This window comes from Paenibacillus sp. 79R4, from assembly GCF_013393165.1.
Lineage (GTDB): Bacteria > Bacillota > Bacilli > Paenibacillales > Paenibacillaceae > Fontibacillus.
This window is the reverse complement of record NZ_QJOT01000001.1, coordinates 19,300-34,751: the sequence shown is the minus strand read 5'-3', so window position 1 is coordinate 34,751 and position 15,452 is coordinate 19,300. Positions and strand designations below refer to the sequence as shown.

General features: G+C 49.3%; 11 protein-coding genes. 4 read left to right on the top strand and 7 right to left on the bottom strand.

The genetic code is table 11. From position 1 onward, the window contains the following. Positions 1-71: 71 nt before the first annotated feature. From DMN77_RS00185 to DMN77_RS00175, 3 genes are all read right to left on the bottom strand, one after another. On the bottom strand, positions 72-2,381 hold the full coding sequence (locus tag DMN77_RS00185) for a beta-glucosidase family protein (RefSeq protein ID WP_179013017.1): 2,310 nt from the start codon (positions 2,379-2,381) through the stop codon (positions 72-74). A gap of 60 nt (positions 2,382-2,441) precedes the next feature. Next, entirely contained in the window at positions 2,442-3,692 is a 1,251-nt protein-coding gene (locus DMN77_RS00180; protein ID WP_068779170.1) for an MFS transporter, read from the bottom strand. Between the two features lie 197 nt (positions 3,693-3,889). Continuing rightward, a complete protein-coding gene (locus DMN77_RS00175; protein WP_256872172.1) occupies positions 3,890-6,430 on the bottom strand; it encodes a GH39 family glycosyl hydrolase in 2,541 nt (846 codons plus the stop codon). A 258-nt stretch (positions 6,431-6,688) separates the two neighbouring features. On the opposite strand from DMN77_RS00175, the gene DMN77_RS00170 reads away from it, so the two are divergent. From DMN77_RS00170 to DMN77_RS00155, 4 genes are read left to right on the top strand one after another with little or no spacing between them, the layout of a single operon-like run. Further along, the gene (locus DMN77_RS00170; protein WP_179013016.1) at positions 6,689-7,600 is read left to right on the top strand and encodes an ABC transporter ATP-binding protein; all 912 of its coding nucleotides are present in this window, start codon (positions 6,689-6,691) and stop codon (positions 7,598-7,600) included. After that, positions 7,597-8,334 carry an ABC transporter permease gene (locus tag DMN77_RS00165; RefSeq protein WP_179013015.1) on the top strand — a complete coding sequence of 246 codons (738 nt, stop codon included), beginning with the start codon at positions 7,597-7,599 and terminating at the stop codon, positions 8,332-8,334. The genes DMN77_RS00170 and DMN77_RS00165 overlap by 4 nt, the downstream gene beginning before the upstream one ends. Before the next feature lie 33 nt (positions 8,335-8,367). Further along, positions 8,368-9,492, top strand: a complete 1,125-nt coding sequence (locus DMN77_RS00160) for a sensor histidine kinase (RefSeq protein WP_068779167.1) — start codon at positions 8,368-8,370, stop codon at positions 9,490-9,492. Beyond that, positions 9,489-10,091: a response regulator transcription factor gene (locus DMN77_RS00155; RefSeq protein ID WP_068779166.1), complete on the top strand. Its 603-nt coding sequence runs from the start codon at positions 9,489-9,491 to the stop codon at positions 10,089-10,091. The genes DMN77_RS00160 and DMN77_RS00155 overlap by 4 nt, the downstream gene beginning before the upstream one ends. A 36-nt stretch (positions 10,092-10,127) precedes the next feature. On the opposite strand, the gene trxB is transcribed toward DMN77_RS00155, so the two are convergent. The 4 genes from trxB to hisJ form a co-directional block, all read right to left on the bottom strand. Beyond that, positions 10,128-11,078 carry a thioredoxin-disulfide reductase gene (trxB, locus tag DMN77_RS00150; RefSeq protein WP_179013014.1) on the bottom strand — a complete coding sequence of 317 codons (951 nt, stop codon included), beginning with the start codon at positions 11,076-11,078 and terminating at the stop codon, positions 10,128-10,130. Positions 11,079-11,298: 220 nt separating this feature from the next. Continuing rightward, entirely contained in the window at positions 11,299-13,029 is a 1,731-nt protein-coding gene (locus tag DMN77_RS00145; RefSeq protein WP_306294225.1) for a tetratricopeptide repeat protein, read from the bottom strand. Positions 13,030-13,586: 557 nt separating this feature from the next. Further along, on the bottom strand, positions 13,587-14,534 hold the full coding sequence (locus tag DMN77_RS00140) for a ribose-phosphate diphosphokinase (RefSeq protein WP_068779163.1): 948 nt from the start codon (positions 14,532-14,534) through the stop codon (positions 13,587-13,589). Positions 14,535-14,599: 65 nt separating this feature from the next. Continuing rightward, positions 14,600-15,448, bottom strand: coding sequence for a histidinol-phosphatase HisJ (hisJ, locus tag DMN77_RS00135; protein ID WP_179013012.1), 849 nt, complete (start codon positions 15,446-15,448; stop codon positions 14,600-14,602). Positions 15,449-15,452 lie beyond the last annotated feature (4 nt).

The following is a 15,452-nucleotide window of genomic DNA, read 5'->3' as shown; positions in this document are numbered from 1 at the left end:
CGTTTAAACTCCTCCTATCACGTATTTATCTATTTTGTCGACGGGCTCAACAGTTGGCCCGGATCATTTGCTTACAGACCTAGCTTCTGATTCAAATCATCAATGAGCTTCTGAAAATCCGCTTCCGATGTACCTGAGCCAAAGAAACTGATCATGGAACGCAGTCCGTCATATTTCTTCCATTTCGCTACTTCTTCAAATAATAGAAGCAAACCTCCGTCCTCCATACTCTCCGCGAAGAGTGCTCCCATATGCTTAATGCTCTCGAGACTGTCATTCATCGCTTTCTCGGCAAATTCAACGGTCTCTGGGATAGCCAACAGCTCATAGAACTTCGTATTACGGGTCACCTTGCGGAATGGAACCATCGTGGATACCACTTTGATCGTCGCTCTGAGCGGCGTTACAGCAGAAGAAGAACCGATGACGATATCATAGGAGCCCGTTTCCGCGAACCAGTCATGGATTTCCGTGTTGAAATAAGCAAAGGAGCGTTGGTCGAGCGTAAAGCTTACCTCTGTAGATTCTCCCGCTTGCAGTTCCACCTTCTCGAATCCTTTGAGCTCCTTCACAGGTCTTACCACCGTGCTGTCCAGCGGCTGTACATAGAGCTGCACGATTTCTTTCCCCGCGCGATCTCCGGTATTGCGTACAGTAACGATAACCTCAGCCGTATCGCTATCCTTCATAATCTCTTTGCTTAATCTGATATTTTCGTAAGCGAAGCTGGTATAACTAAGGCCATAGCCAAATGGGAACAACGGCTGCTCCTCCTTGGCCTCGTAATAGCGGTATCCCACAAACAAGCCTTCGCCGTAATTAACCTCGCTCTTCCCTCCCGGGAAGTTCAAGTAGGCCGGAGTTTGCTTCAGGCTGGCCGGGAAGGTCTCAGCCAATTTACCGCTAGGGTTCACCTTGCCGAAGAGAATATCCGCTGCGGCGCCTCCGCCGGCTTGCCCGCCCAAATACCCCTCAAGAACCGCTTTGGCGGAATCCAGCCAAGGCATAACTACCGGTGCGCCGTTGGATAGTACCACGATCGTATTCGGCTGTACCTCGGCAACCCTGCGGATCAGCTCGCAATGGGATTCCGGCATATCCAGATGCTTACGATCAAAGCCCTCTGATTCGAAGCTGTCTGGCAGCCCCGCGAATATAATTGCTGCATCCTTGCCGGCTGCAAGTTGAACCGCTTCAGCGATCAGAGCTTCATCAACGACATCTTGATTCAAATGATAGCCCTCGGCAAACCCGACCCCGTCGCCGACGATTTCACGGATTGAATCCAGAGCATCGTCCAACTGCGTCGGGGAAATATGCGAGCTGCCTCCGCCTTGATAGCAAGGTTTTGCTGCAAAGGCGCCGATCACAGCCACCGACCGCTGCGGATCAAGTGGCAGCAGCCTATCTTCATTCTTAAGCAAAACCATACATTCAGCAGCCGTTCGCCTTGCCAGCGCGTGATGCTCCTGTTTGTTGTAAGAGAAGCCTTCCTTCCGGGCATCATAGGTCTTGAAGATGACGTTCAGTAGCCGTTCAACCGCTTGATCAAGCACGGCTTCATCCATCTTGCCTGATTTTACAGCGTCAACGATCATCTGATCGCGATCCGGCCCGCTATAAGGCATTTCCAGCTCAAGTCCCGCTTCAAGCCCTTTGACGCGTTCGTTAATAGCGCCCCAATCGGTCATCACAAACCCTTGATGGCCCCATCTTTTCTTCAATACATCCGTCAGCAGATATTCATTCTCCGAGCAGAACTCCCCATTCACGAGGTTATAGGCGCACATAACCGTCCAGGCATCGGCCTTGGTAATCGTCCCTTCAAAAGCCCGTAAATAAATCTCGTTCAAAGTACGCTCATCCACAATCGTATTGATCGAGTTGCGCAGCGTCTCCTGGTTATTAGCTGCAAAATGCTTCACAGAGGTGCCTACGCCTTGCTCCTGCACACCCAATACATGATGGGCCCCCATTTCCGATGCGAGGAACGGGTCCTCCGAGAAATACTCGAAGTTGCGTCCGCAAAGCGGTGAACGCTTAATGTTTACAGCCGGGCCGAGAATGATCTGAACGTCCTCCGCCTGACATTCCTCGCCGAGCGCGCGTCCGACTTCTTGAATAAGCTCACGGTCCCAGGATGAGGCCAATGCCGCACCGCTAGGAAAACAGGTTGCCGGTACGCTCTTGCTGGACATATCGCCCGGATTTGCCTGCTTGCGAAGACCATGTGGACCATCGGTCATCACGATGGAAGGAATACCAACCCTTTCCACCGCTTTGGTCTGCCACATATTCAGGCCGGAGCAGAGACTTGCTTTCTCTTCTGTTGTCATTTGAGAGATGATCGCCTGTATATTTCTATCTAAATTTTGTGTCATAACTTAAGAATCCTCCTTCATAATTTACTCTGGTTCCATCGATACGGAATAATCGCCGAATTACTTCTGCCCAATTTCAGGCAATGGCTTAACCGCCATCATGCTAAGCACTACGCAGAGCGCCAGTACAACGTAGAAGAATGACCAACCGCCGATGCCCAGCAGAACCGGCGCGATTGCAGGCACAATCGATTGCGGCAAGGCATTAGCGACATTCATTAAGCCGAAGTCCTTGGCCGAATCCTCTTTGCGAGGCAAAATGCGAGCGACCAGAGCCATATCGACTGCCGTAAAGCAACCTCCGCCTAAACCGATAATCGCTGCAGCGATAACAAACATGATGTAGTTCGGAACAAAGGCAAACATCAGCAGGCCGATAATCATAATAAAAGCGGAGCCATACAGGAACGGTTTCTGCTTGCGGTATTTATCGGATAGAACACCGCCGAAGATGCTTGTTAACGCCATAGCCAGCATGGATATAATGTTGATTGTCCCCACGCTATTCGTTGCTTGTGTCTCCGAGAAGCCCATTCGATTCACCAGCATGACCGTCAAATAAAGAGTGCTGCAATAGCCCATCATAAGCAGAAACTTCGAAACCAGCGCCCAGGTGAAATGCGGAAACTTCCGCGGACTTGGATAAATTTTGCTCAGCTTCTCACCCAGGGGAATCCGCTCTTTAGGAGCCCGTTCGATCTCTATCTTGCCATCGCGGATGAAGAAGCAGCTGATTACCGGTCCGATAATTCCCAGAGAACCCAGCAAAGTCCACTTCGTAACCGAGGATACGTTAGGCATCAACATCATCAGTACCATGCCCACCGTCATAGCAATTGGCAGAATCAGGCCAATAAGGCCCGAGATTGTCCCCTGCTTCTCCTGCTTGACCTGGTCAGGTATGAGCGCGGTATAGGCCGCCATAGCAAAGTTGAAGAACAATTGCGCAACGGACCAGCCAATGATAATCTGCCACACCTGAGTAGCTGTGCCTACCCAGAGCAAGGCCAGACTACCGATCACGGAACCGATAAAAATCCAGGTGCGGCGGCGGCCAAACCCGATATTCGTCCGGTCGCTGATCGCACCGCCAAGCGGATTGCCAATCAGGGCAAAGAAAGCACCGATACCGGCGACCAGGCCGTAGGATGAGGTATATCCATCGGGATCAATCTCTATCATTTTAAAAGTAAGCAGCAGAACTGCCGGAGTCATTAGCGCTAACATCATTAACCCGTAACCCAGCATGATGCCGGTTGTTAATCTTCCTAACGGTGTTACGACCTGCCCTTTTATTTTGGACTCAGCCATTTGAAGGACCTCCCTTATAATAAATAAATATTTGATAGCGCTTTCATACTTCTATGATATAAAACAACGCCCGTCTTCTGACAGGCGCTGAATTAGCTTCTTGTATGTTCATATTTAATCATTTTTATGCAAGCGCTTCACTCTGATTCGGAAAGGACATTAAATAACGACATACTCCCGATAAACCTCCTTGTCCGTTAAAGCAGAGGCGTCAGCACCATCAATTCTATTGCATGCGGCTCAAGCTGCGCTATATAAGTCATTCCGCCATGAATTTCAAGCTCTTGTACATGCCTCCGGGGACGTGAAGCGGCGGTCAAATAGATACGATCCTCTTCCGTTACATAATCCGGCGCTCCCATCCTGACCCATTCATCATAGCTGCTGCCTTGCTGACGTGATACCGAGTAGGTTTCCATCCGGTATTTGCCTTCCGGAATCCCTTGAAGATCCAGCTCCAGCTTAATGACCTTCTCATGCTTAAATCCGTTATAACGATTCGTTGCGTTAATAAATGAGTTATCCCCCATCGCATACAGATCATCGAAGTGGCAGTAATTATAGCTTAACACTTGATAACTGCCGCTAGCTTCGGTTACGACATAACCATTGCCTTGAACCAGCAGCCGATCCCCCAGCCTGGCCAAAAGCTCGTAAGCTGTCATCGCAGCCTTGGGAATTCCGTATTGGGCAATCAGACCAAGACCTCCATGGAACAAATGCTCCGAGGCCGGCGTCTCTTCGATATTATCACTAAGCACCCAGTACCCGAAGCCTTCGATGCTATCCAGATTCTCAACGATATTCTTCGCGATATAAGCCGACTTATATAGCGTATCATTCGTGAGCTCACGATGGTATGCCGTAGAGTTCCACTCTGTCAAATAGAGATCGAGGTGAGATAATCCCAGATCATCCAGCATCCTCTTCTCATGCTTCAACATATCGCGGAGAATATCCGGGTTCGGTGATATCGACACAAATTGCTCCATGACAACGCGGAAGGACAAGTCGTTTACGGTATACAAATGCTCTAATTTGCGATGGTCATTCTCGATCAGATCCTCATGGGGGTAGAAATGAACCGGAAGAAAATCAGGCAAACAATCATGCTCCTGGCAAAATGAAATGAAATTGTGAAAATACGCCGCCGTGTCCATCGAGATAATCCGCCCTGGAGCACCGATCTGCAACCTGTCTGAGACCCGTTTTAATGTACGATACGAATGCAGGTAGAATTCATTGTACTCGTCCACTGTCCCCGGCCAAAATACGGCCAGCTCCGGTTCATTCCAGAATTCCAGCTTCCAGCTCTCCACTTCTTCACGGCCATACCGATTAATGCAGTGGCGCAGAAATCGATCCAACAGCTCACACCAGCGTATTATGGAGCTTGGTCCGCTCACGAAGCTGGGGATGAAGAATACCGACTTGCTCTGTTCAGCCGCAAGCTCAGAAGGCATAAACCCTAACTCGATAAACGGCTTCAAACCGATGGATAGCAGGAAGTCAAACAGCTGGTCTACAAAGCGAAAGTTATAATGAGGCTGCCCCTCATCCTCGCGGTAAATCATCATGCTGTCATCAAAAATCCCGTGGAAGCGAATTTCTCGAAAAGGGCAGCGCTGCTGTAAATAACGCAGCTGATTCTGTACATCCTCATGCAGCCCTTCCTTGGCCTTTCCGATCGTAATGAGATTCCTCCAGGTATGCCGCAGCTGACGCCCCTGTACCGACAGGTCAACAGTCTGGTTCATTGCTTCGATTCCCAGAACCTGCAGCTCCTGACCGGATTGGCTCCGCTGCAAATACTGGTTGATGATGCCCAGCGCGCTGGCCCTATTGAAGGCGAGATAGCCCTGCGATATTCTCTCATTCGCCTTCCCCATGGCTGGATTGTACTGCTTGCGGTATTCGCTTGGGGTCAAGTGATAGCGATTCTTGAACACAGTATAGAACGATTTCGAATTGGGGAAGCCGTGCTTCAGCGCAATTTCATGGACCGGCGTCTCCATATGATTAAGCATGTCGTCCACCGCATTTTTCAAGCGTATTCCACTTACGAAGGATTGGAAATTGAGGCCGATCTGCTCGCTCAGGAACTTCGATAAATACGGCACCGATAAAAATTCCTGCTCCGCAATTTCCTGCAGCGTGATCGGTTCTTGATAATGCTCTTCTATGTAGTTGATAATGCGCAGCATGCGATCCATATATTTCTCCTTAATCGCACCTTCCCCCTCCGACTCTTCTGCCCGGAAACGCTGCATCAGAATCGAAAACACACTCAGCATACGAATCCGCATTTCCAGCTCGTATACCTCGCCTCTTTTATATGTCATCTGTACCATCTCCGCCAGCAGCTGACGAATACGATCCAGAGCAGGGCGCGATTCCTTGCCCGCTGTACTGGAATCACAATCGAAGTAAACATGCTCCACGCCTTTGATATTCCCCTTAATAAAGGTATCCGGAATTAAAAAGGTCGCGATGATATTGTTATGGAAGCCAATGACCTCATGCACATGCCCGGAATTAATCAGCTTTACATCGCCCTCTGACAATGTCTGCTGCTTATGACCTACCGTCACTTCCAGGCTTCCGCGGAGGACAAAGATCATCTCCACACTGTTATGCCAGTGGCTCGGTACATAATTCACACTATGCAAGGAGACATCAAACGGTAAAGTATCGCTTGTCTCCACCAGTTCGTAGATCGATTTTCTCGTCTTCATCATTAGCCTCCTCGAGAATCAAGTTAAAATAGAGCATCCGATTCATATTTATGACATCTGTCACTTTGAAGTCATGACAAAGCTTACTACTAAGGTTTTTGAAAAATCTATATCTTTAGATTATAGAGATTAATCAAAACGAATGCGTTATGCAAAAACGCACACCGGGGGCATACAATTTTATGCTGAAAGCCTGATTTGAAACAGGCATGCACAGGCATCAAAGCTAAACAAGTACCATAAATGATGGAGGCGAATATCTTGAATCCTATTATTGAACTGCATCACACGAGCAAAACCTTTAACCATAGAATAGCGGTAAATGATGTATCATTTCAAATCGAACCGGGCTCGGTTACGGCGATCCTTGGCCCTAATGGAGCCGGCAAGACGACCACTCTCTCGATGATGCTCGGCCTGCTGGAGCCATCCCGGGGAACGGTCAAGCTGTTTGGCCGCTCGCCCAAAGAACGGTCCGTCAGAGAACGGATCGGAGTCATGCTGCAGCATGTCAGCATCATGGATCGCTTGAAGGTGCGAGAGATTCTCGAACTGACTCGCAGCTATTATCCGAATCCCATGGACATGGAATTCCTTATTCACCTCACCGGTCTAACCACCGGCGACCTGAACCGCTATACCGAGAAGCTGTCCGGCGGACAGAAGCGCAGCCTGGGCTTCGCCATGGCATTGGCCGGCGACCCGGAGGTACTGTTCTTCGATGAGCCTACCGTGGGTCTCGATACCATGGCAAGACGCCGTTTCTGGGAGACGGTGCATAAGCTGGCCAAGCAAGGTAAGACGATTCTGTTCACTACCCATTATTTGCAGGAGGCCGATGATACGGCGAACCGCATCATCCTGTTCAACCAGGGCTCGATCGTTGCTGATGGAACTCCAGGGGAGATTAAATCAAGGATTATCCATAGCTCTCTATCTTTTCTATCTGACCAGGACGGACCGGAACTTCGGTCCAAGCTCAGCTTATTGCCACCGGTTACGAACTGTTATGACCGGGACGGAAGAATTTATGTATCCGCCGACAACACCGATGCCGCGCTTGCAGCCATTTTTGCAGCCAAACTGCCTGTCCGGGATATAAAGATTCATTCAGGAAGCCTTGATGAAGTATTTGAACAGTTAACGACGACCCAGGAGGAGACCGCTATATGAAGCTGGTAATTACGCAATTTAAAATGGAGCTGCTGCGGATATTTCGCAATCCCTATTATGTATTCTGGTCGCTGGCTATGCCGATCATCTTCTATTTTCTTTTTACACGTATTATAAGCACCGGAGCTACCGATGCTGCGGCCTGGAACAATCACTACCTCATGTCGATGGCCACTTTCAGTGTCATGGGCTCGGCGATTATGACCTTGGGCATACGCATCGTCCAGGAACGCAACCATGGCTGGAGCACCTATATGCGTGTAACTCCGCTGCCGGGAGCGATATATTTCCTGGGCAAAATGTTCGGACAGACGATTATGCATCTGACCTCGATCATCTTCATTTTTGCAGCAGGTTACCTGATCAACGGCGTCTCTTTGCCTGCATTAACCTGGATTTATTGCGGGCTGTGGATTCTCATTGCCTCCCTGCCCTTCCTGGCGCTGGGTACGCTTGTCGGCTGTATGAAGCGGGTCGATACCGCTTCTGGTATAAGCAATGCCATCTATCTGGTGATGGCCCTCCTGGGCGGAATGTGGATGCCGCTCGAGATATTGCCCAATATTATGCAAAATATCGGTAAATGGCTGCCTTCCTACAACTTCGGCAATGGAGCCTGGGAGCTTGTTCAGGGAAATCCACCGGAATGGAGCAATATCCTCATATTGGCAGGTTACTTCCTCCTATTTATGATAATATCCATATATACAAGAAAGAAGCAGGAAGCCATCTAATCGTAAATGCTACGGCAGGAAGGAGTTCTCTGAATGTTCCCCAGAAAATATGGATTCTTCCCTTATATATGGCTCATTTATATCATTCTGCCGGTCATCAACATTCAGAATGAATCCGGGATCAAGCTGATGATCGGTTATATGATGATCGGCTTGTTCGTCCTGACGTATCGTCAATTGTATTTCGCCACGGGGAGAAGCTTCTCCTTTTGGCTTGCACTGCAGATGCTGATTATCGCCATTATGAGCGGATTCTACAGCTTCTATAACCTCTATATGGGCTTCTATACCGCCAATTTCATCGGCTGGTTCACCGATAAGCGAAAATTCAAGATCGCAATGATCGCCTTTGCCGCCGTAGAATTAATACCGGTAGCCCTTCTAGTGAAGCAAGTTCATCTTCAAGAGCTGGTGTTCAGCCTCCCCTTCTTCCTTATTATGCTGGTCTCTCCGTTTGGCATTCGCTCCATGAACCGGCGGCAACAGTTGGAGAAAGAGCTGGATCAAGCCAATGAGCGAATTAAGGAGCTCGTCAAGCGGGAAGAACGGGTTCGTATCGCTCGTGACCTGCATGATACATTGGGGCATACCTTGTCGCTAATTATATTGAAGAGTCAACTGGTTGAGAAAATGACGATCAAAGATCCACAGCGTGCCCAAAATGAGGCGAGGGAAATCTATCAGACCTCACGGGCCGCGCTAAAGCAAGTGAGGGAGCTTGTCTCCGATATGAGAGCTATCACCGTTGTCGAGGAACTGGCTGAAGCGGCTGAGTTATTAAAGGTGGCGAATATTAAGCTGGAGATCGAAGGAGATGCAACGCTGGAGGATGTCGCCCTCTTGAATCAGAACATCATTAGCCTCTGTATCAAGGAAGGGATTACGAACATCGTCAAGCATAGCCAAGCAACGCATTGCCAGATTACGATAACAAGAACAGAGCGAAAAATTACAGTTCAAATCGAGGATAACGGAGTTGGTCCTGTACAGCAGGATGTTGCAGAGATCAGATATGGCAATGGACTGAATGGCATGTGCGAGCGGCTGTCTCTTATTGAAGGCTCCCTGTCGGTCGCTTCCGGAGCCGGACAAGGAACGATTATGACGGTGACGATACCGCAAATTATTAAGGAACGGGAAGATGGTGAGACCGCATGATTAAGATCCTTATCGCAGAAGATCAGCGCCTTCTGCGCGGCGCTCTGGCTTCACTACTTGACCTTGAGGACGATATTGAGGTTGTTGGACAGGCATCGGACGGCGCAGAGGCGCTGGAGCTGATCTGCCAGCTTCAGCCGGACATCTGTCTCATGGATATTGAGATGCCGCAGCTTAGCGGTCTGGATGTCGCAGAAAAGATACAGGCCAAGGCTCTGCCCAGCCGCGTTATTATTCTAACAACCTTCGCGCGCCCGGGCTATTTCGAGCGGGCCATCAAGGCGAATATCCATGGCTACTTGCTTAAGGATGAGCCCAGCGACAGAATAGCTGAAGCGATCCGCCGCGTTATGGCAGGGCATCGCGAGGTCTCGCCAGAACTCATCTTCGGCAGCTTGCACAATGAGAATCCATTAACAGCCAGAGAGATCGATATTCTCAAATTGGCTGCCCAAGGAGGCAGCGCCGCGGATATTGCCAAGTCGATGCATCTATCCTACGGTACGGTGCGCAATTATATATCCGAGATCATTAATAAACTTGAGGCCAAAAATCGCATGGAGGCTGTCCGAACCGCAGAAGAAAAGGGTTGGATATAAAGCTCCTCCTTCATTTTTGCAATCCCTCTTATCGCACTAGAGCATCTTGCTCCAGTCATGGACCATATCTCCTTCCAGGTACTTCTCGCAATCCATTGCAGCCATGCAGCCTGAACCTGCGGCCGTAATCGCCTGGCGATAGTGGGTATCCTGTACATCGCCGCAAGCGAATACCCCCGGGCTGCTTGTTCTGGTTGTGCCTGGCGCAACGATGATGTAACCTTGTTCATCCGTCTTTACCGCACCCTCCAGGAACTTTGTATTCGGAGTATGACCGATGGCGACAAATACTCCTTCCGCTTCAATCAGCTCCTCCTGCCCGTTCGCGTTATTACGCACCTTTAAGCCAATCACGGCGCCTCCAGCATCTGTAGCAACCTCGAGCGGTAGTCGGTTCAGCGCCCATTTCACCTTCTCATTCTTCCGTACCCGTTCCTGCATAATCTTGGAAGCGCGAAGCTCATCGCGGCGGTGAACCACCGTGACGCTCGTAGCGAACCGAGTCAGAAATCCCGCTTCCTCCATGGCTGAATCACCGCCCCCAACGATGATAATTCGCTTGCCGCGGAAGAAGAAGCCGTCGCAGGTCGCACAGGTGCTTACTCCACGTCCGACATTATCCTGCTCTCCGGGGATGCCCAGATATTTGGCTGAAGCCCCCGTAGACACGATTACCGTCTCCGCAGTAAGCTCTTCTCCACCTTCCAAAGTCAGTTTTAATGGCTTATTTGAGAAATCCACCTTCTCCACCCATCCATTTCTGAACTCTGCGCCAAAGCGCTCAGCCTGTTTGCGCATCCGTTCCATCAGCTCCGGTCCCAGAATGCCCTCGGGAAAGCCGGGAAAGTTCTCTACCTCTGTCGTCGTCGTTAACTGTCCTCCAGGCTGAACCCCCTCGATTACCAATGGATTCAGATTAGCTCGCGCCAGATAGATCGCTGCCGTCAGGCCGGATGGACCTGTGCCAATTACAATTGATTTATACATGGTTAATCCCCTCTCGATCAAGAGATATATTCATTTGGCATACATAGACTCAGATATAGAATAGGATTGTTCCGCCAGGCGTTTTATATTCTGCCCGGACATAAGTTTCATCCCATTCTCCCTCATGGATACATGGAGACGTAAAAAGCCGATCCTTCGCTCCCCATAAAATCAGGAGGAAGAAATCGGCTTATATTAGGATACAGAATGATTTCAATTGTTATTTACACATCGGGAAGATCGTCTTCAATGCGTCCTCTGCCCCGCATACCTCATCAATCCGGCGGCAATATCTCCTCACCGTCGAAGATGAAATACCGTACCGTTCCGCGATCTTCTCATAGGACATCGAACGGTGATTCATTTTCGCTGTGAGATATTCCAACGCGGCGGCCCAGCCCTCAATATGTGAAATCGATGGGGTATCAGGATAAGATAAGTTCAAATATTGCACCCATAATGATTCCAAGTCATGCTGCTGCTGGATATCTGCGCTGCTGCGCATATGCTCACTAGCCAAGTCCAATACGGCCTGCCACTCGCGCTTCCAGATTGGAAGCTGCGGCGAAGTTCGGCTCGGGTCTATCATAAGCGTGGCTTCCCCGGTACATACGGGCAATTCATAATTAACGCCGAGACTACGCAGTACATAAAGCGCCAGATCCTTTAGATACAGGTCTTCATTCGGCTCCAGCAGGAACGACTTCAGCGCCTCTTCCACTTCATGATCACCTATAAGTCCAAAAGCTTGAATCACTTGAAGCTTGGTTCGATTATCTCCATAACGCAGGGCCCAGAAGAAAGAGGATCGGACCAATGGATTATCGGCTAGATCTGCGGGAACCCCTTCCCCCGGCAGCTCCCATTGCTTGATCTGCTCCTCAAACGGGAGATGATAATGATAATGGGTCGGTATCGGTATCGTTCCTGCCTTCATCTTTTCCATCTGGCTTAAGTAATACTCGGATACTCCACTGTCCGGGTCAAGCCTGTCTACGTGACGCCATAACACCCTGGCCTCCGTAAACCGCCCGATATTGCAGGCGGCTACAGCGGTATAATGATAAAGCGCAGGATCCAGCCTTAAATCCTCGTCCTTGAGTAGACGCCGAAAATGTCTGTATGCCACATCATGTGAGCCAAGCACTCCCATCGTCGTCGCTATTTTAAAGAGATGCTCTTGATGGAAGGGAATAATCTTGCGAAGCTTATGCTCAAGCTCCTGCAGCAATGCAGTCTCTCCCTCATGCTGATACAGGATAGCCAAATTGCATAAAGCGTGCAAATTGCCAGGTTCCTGCTCAAGCACCCCATATATTGTCTCAATCGCTTTAGAACATTGCCCCATATAGTAATAGCCCAGAGCCAGGTTATTGCGCGCCGCCCAGAAATCGGGCTGATCCTCCACGATGCTCTCCAGCAGCTTCACAGCTTCGGTGAATTTCCCCTGCTCTAACAGATCGCGGGCTCGGTCATGCTCCAGAACGCCGGCCAATGACTTGATCTTCGTCACTTTTGCAGGACGTTCAAGCTCGTACTGAAGCAGCTCCATCATTTCCTCAGCTTCGGCCAGAAATTGTCCGTTCGGGTCCTCTTCCAAATAAGTAATCAGGGCGTTCTCCGCTTCTTCAAACATATCCATATTCGCATAATTATTTGCCATATAAAAATAGCACTCTGTCATCGCAGGATCGATCTTCTCCAATATAACGGACAAAGCATCGTTTGAAGCCTCGTAATCGCCCATCTCCGACAGGATGCCTGCCATATTGCAATGATTGACCGGATTATCCGGTTCATACTCTACTGCTTTGCGAAAATACTTCAATGCCTTGTCATAGTGAAAACGATCCAACGAAGAGACAGCTCTCTCAAAGAAAAAGCCAGCATCCATAGATATAGGCAGCACTTTGGACCTGTTGCTTCTCCCAGGTTGCCTGGTCTCCTTCAAACAAGGCACCTCCTTCTTCATTCATTCTTGTAAAATACTTGTTCAAAATGACCTATTCTTATAACTATCCATTTCACAGTATAACACAGCCAGCCCCGTCCTCCCATGATAAATACTGCTGGAGAATTACGGGTGTTAACTGAAAAGGCATGATAAATCTAATATTTAAGCGTTGTAGCCCAACCTAAATGGGAAAATAATTATTAGCCATAGATTTATTAGAAAGGGTGGAATAATTTGTGGTAGAGGTCTTCTGGGGAAATATAATTATTATTCTAATCGCAATCGCGTTCTTAGTAGCATGTATGGGTGGCTTGGTATACTGGCTAGTAACTATTTAGAAATATATGGGGGTTCCAAAAATAGCGGGGATTTTTACGGCAGCGATATTGCGATAATCAGCACTATTGCTACGGCCCGGATTCTATACGATTCCAAAGAGGAATGAAGTCCACTAAGTCCGGGAATCGAATACTCTACAATACTTGTATTCGATTTCATAATAGAACATGCCAGATTTTACTGCAAAGCCCAGGGTAGGCTTATATGTCAGCTTATTATATGCCCTGGTCTTTGAACAGCGTAGCGATCGAACCGCCATCAAGAATATATTGCGTTGCCCGCGCCAGCATGGGAGCTACGGATAGGACAGTAACATGCGGACCATGTTGATCCGGTTGAGCAATCGAGTCCGTAACAACCACTTGGGAGATCCAAGGATGACGCAGCCGCTCTTCCGCATGGTCTGAGAACAGGCCGTGCGTCGCACACACTATAGCTTCGCTTGCTCCGCGATCCTTCAATCCCTGGGCCACATTGACAATCGTTGTACCCGTATCAATCAAATCCTCGATAATGATGGGCGTATAGCCCTCTACATCACCGATGACATGCGTAATGACCGACTCGTTATGAGCTGGACGCTTCTTGATCATGATCGCAAACGGAGCATCAAGACCGCTGGCCAGTTTCTCTGCCATCGAGGCTCGTCCTGCATCCGGAGATACGACGACCGGGTTAGCGATATTTTGTGACTTCAGATAATCTGTCATTAAATCCAGCGCGGTTAAATGATCGACAGGAATGTTGAAGAAGCCCTGGATGGCCGCCGCGTGCAGGTCGATAGTTACAACCCGACTTGCTCCGGCTGTAGTAAGTACATCGGCTACCATCTTGGCCGAGATCGGCTCGCGCGGAGCCGATTTGCGCTCCTGCCTCGCATAGCCGTAATAAGGCATAATGATATTGATCGTTCGGGCCGATGCCCGCTTGGCAGCATCTATCATCACGAGCAATTCAACAAACAGCTCATTAATCGGATGCGCCAGAGATTGGACCAGGAACACATCGCAATTGCGGATGCTCTCTTCATAATGAACATAAATCTCGCCGCTCTTGAAGCGGGACAAAGTGATTCTACCTGGTTCAACCCCCAGCCGCTCGCAAATTTGCCGCGTCAGTACCGGGTTGGAAGAGCCTGCAAAAATCCGTAACTTGCCTTCCATAATGCCCTCCTAAAGTTCATTGAATTGCTTGCTCCATGTCCTTAAGCTGTACCACTATTATATCACTACTGCCGAACATTATTATGGCCGTTCTTGAGCTGCAAGGGGACCATCACCCTCTGCCGCTGTTCGAATGTCGCCAATTCGCGGACTCCCAGCTTGCACAATGTATTTCGAGCGATATCCAGGTTCTCGCTCAGCTTCTTCGGATCGTGGGCATCGGAGCCGACCGTTAACGGAATGCCTAATTCTATCGCAGCCTGCAATATTCTGTTGCTAGGAAACATCTCTGCGCACGGCTTCGTTAATCCCGAAGCGTTCAATTCCATCGCTATCCCCGCCTCAGCGATAGCGGTGAGGGTCTTTTGCTCCAGTTCAACTATCTCTGACTGATGCCCCTCCGGCTTATAATTGAACCGCTTAATCACGTCCAAATGCCCCATGATATCATAGAATCCCGTTTTGGCCGCCTTTTGCACAGCGTCATAATAGGTCTGGTATACCTCGAATATGTCCCGTCCTTCCCAATGATGGACTTGACGAAAATCCGAGACATCCCATTCCCCAAGGAAATGCACCGAGCCAATGACGTAATCCCACGGGTAATCATTAATGATCTTCGCAATCTCGTTCTCCCAGCCTTCAATATAATCGGCCTCAAGCCCAACTCGAACTGAAATCGAAGAAGCGTATTTCTGCTTCAGCTCAAATGCTTCCTCCACATAGTTGGGCAGTTCCTCCATTGGCATAGCCATCTCCGGATAATAAGCCTGCGGGTTCACATGCAGAAGCGGCATATGATCGGATACGCCGATCTGGGACAAGCCGATTTGGATACCGCGCCGGATGTACTCTTCAAGTGTTCCAACGGCATGCCCGCAGCGGGCATGATGCGTATGGTAATCTATAAGCATATTG